This window comes from Streptomyces graminilatus (assembly GCF_001418565.1).
GTDB classification, from domain to species: domain Bacteria; phylum Actinomycetota; class Actinomycetes; order Streptomycetales; family Streptomycetaceae; genus Streptomyces; species Streptomyces graminilatus.
On sequence record NZ_LIQQ01000764.1, the window covers coordinates 1 to 2,509 of the forward strand.

Below are 2,509 nucleotides of genomic sequence, written 5' to 3' on the forward strand. Positions count from 1 at the left end.
GCGACAAGGCCCCCGGAGCTTGAAAGCTCCGGGGGCCTTGTCGCGCCGTACAAACACCTACGCCTGAGGCAAGCCCTCAAGCTGGGTCTGGATGCGGGTGATGTCCTCGTCCGCCTTGGTCAGGCGGGCCTTGATCTTGTCCACGACATTGTCCGGGGCCTTTGCCAGGAAGGCCTCGTTGGCGAGTTTGGCCTCGGCCTGCTGGCGTTCCTTCTGGGCCGCCGCCAGGTCCTTCGCGAGGCGGTTGCGCTCGGCGGCGACGTCGATCGTGCCGGAGAGGTCGAGGGCGACCGTGGCGCCGGCGACCGGGAGGGTCGCGGTGGCGCTGAAGCCGTCCTCCTCCGGCTGGAGGCGGAGCAACTGGCGGATGGCCGCCTCGTGCGCGCCCAGCGCGGTGCCGTCGAGGGTGAGGCGGGCCGGGACCTTCTGGCCGTCCTGGAGGCCCTGCTCCTTGCGGAAGCGGCGGACCTCGGTGACGACGGCCTGGACGGTGCCGATCTCGGCCTCGGCCGCCTCGTCACGGAAGCCGCTGTCGGTCGGCCACGCGGCGACGACGAGGGACTCGCCGCCGGTCAGCGTGGTCCACAGCGTCTCGGTGACGAAGGGGACGACCGGGTGGAGCAGCCGCAGCATGACGTCGATGACCTCGCCGAGGACCCGGCCGGAGACCTTGGCCTGCTCGCCGCCCGCGAAGAAGGTCGTCTTCGACAGCTCCACGTACCAGTCGAAGACCTCGTCCCACGCGAAGTGGTAGAGGGCGTCGGCAAGCTTCGCGAACTGGAAGTCGTCGTAGTACGCGTCGACCTGGGCGATCGTCTTGTTCAGCCGGGAGAGGATCCAGCGGTCGGTCGCGGTCAGCTGCTCGGCGGCCGGGAGGTCGCCCTCGATGGTGGCGCCGTTCATCAGGGCGAAGCGGGTGGCGTTCCAGATCTTGTTGGCGAACTTGCTGGACGCCTGGACCCAGTCCTCGCCGATCGGGACGTCGGTGCCGGGGTTGGCGCCCTTGGCCAGGGTGAAGCGGACGGCGTCGGAGCCGTACTTGTCCATCCAGTCCAGCGGGTCGACGACGTTGCCGAAGGACTTCGACATCTTCTTGCCGCGCTCGTCGCGGACCAGGCCGGTCAGGGCGATGGTCTTGAACGGGGCCTGGCCGTCCATGGCGTACAGGCCGAACATCATCATCCGGGCGACCCAGAAGAAGATGATGTCGTGGCCGGTGAGCAGGACGTCGGTCGAGTAGAACTTCTCCAGGTCCGGGGTCTGTTCGGGCCAGCCGAGGGTGGAGAAGGGCCAAAGGCCGGAGGAGAACCAGGTGTCGAGGACGTCGGTGTCCTGGGTCCAGCCCTCGCCGGCCGGCGGCTCGTCGTCGGGGCCGACGCAGACGACCTCGCCGTCCGGGCCGTACCAGACGGGGATGCGGTGGCCCCACCACAACTGGCGTGAGATGCACCAGTCGTTGAGGTTGTCGACCCAGTCGAAGTAGCGCTTGGACATCTCCTCGGGGTGGATCGAGACCCGGCCGTCGCGGACCGCGTCACCGGCGGCCTTGGCGAGCGTCTCGACCTTGACCCACCACTGGAGGGACAGGCGGGGCTCGACGGTGGTGGAGCAGCGCGAGCAGTGCCCGACGGAGTGGGTGTACGGGCGCTTCTCGGCGACGATCCTGCCCTGGCCGCGCAGCGCGCCGACGACGGCGGAGCGGGCCTCGAAGCGGTCCAGGCCGAGGAAGGGGCCGTGGACGGTGATGACACCGTGCTCGTCCATGATCGTCATGTTGGGCAGGTTGTGGCGCTGCCCGATGGCGAAGTCGTTCGGGTCGTGGGCCGGGGTCACCTTGACGGCGCCGGTGCCGAACTCCGGGTCGACGTGCGTGTCGGCGACGACCGGGATGGTGCGGTCGGTCAGCGGCAGCTTGATCTGCCGGCCGACGAGGTGCTTGTAGCGCTCGTCGTCGGGGTGGACGGCGACGGCGGTGTCACCGAGCATCGTCTCGGCGCGGGTGGTGGCGACGACCAGGCTGTCCTCGCCCTCGCCGTACCTGATCGAGACGAGCTCGCCCGCGTCGTCCTGGTACTCCACCTCGATGTCGGAGATGGCCGTCAGACAGCGCGGGCACCAGTTGATGATGCGCTCGGCGCGGTAGATCAGCTCGTCGTCGTAGAGCTTCTTGAAGATCGTCTGGACGGCCTTGGACAGGCCTTCGTCCATCGTGAAGCGCTCGCGGCTCCAGTCGACGCCGTCGCCCAGGCGTCGCATCTGGCCGAGGATCTTGCCGCCGTACTCCTCCTTCCACTGCCAGACCCGCTCGACGAACTCCTCGCGCCCCAGGTCGTGGCGGGACTTGCCCTCCTCGGCGAGCTGCTGCTCGACCTTGTTCTGGGTGGCGATTCCCGCGTGGTCCATGCCGGGGAGCCAGAGCGACTCGTAGCCCTGCATGCGTTTGCGGCGGGTGAGGGCGTCCATGAGCGTGTGCTGGAAGGCGTGGCCCAGGTGGAGGGAGCCGGTGACG

Annotated in this window: 1 protein-coding gene; it reads right to left on the reverse strand. The window is 68.9% G+C overall.

Features of this window, described 5'->3' with window-relative positions; translation table 11 throughout:
* Positions 1-57 precede the first annotated feature (57 nt).
* Positions 58-2,509: valine--tRNA ligase (locus AOK08_RS41255; RefSeq protein WP_055535627.1), on the reverse strand; the 2,452-nt coding region annotated here is incomplete at its 5' end.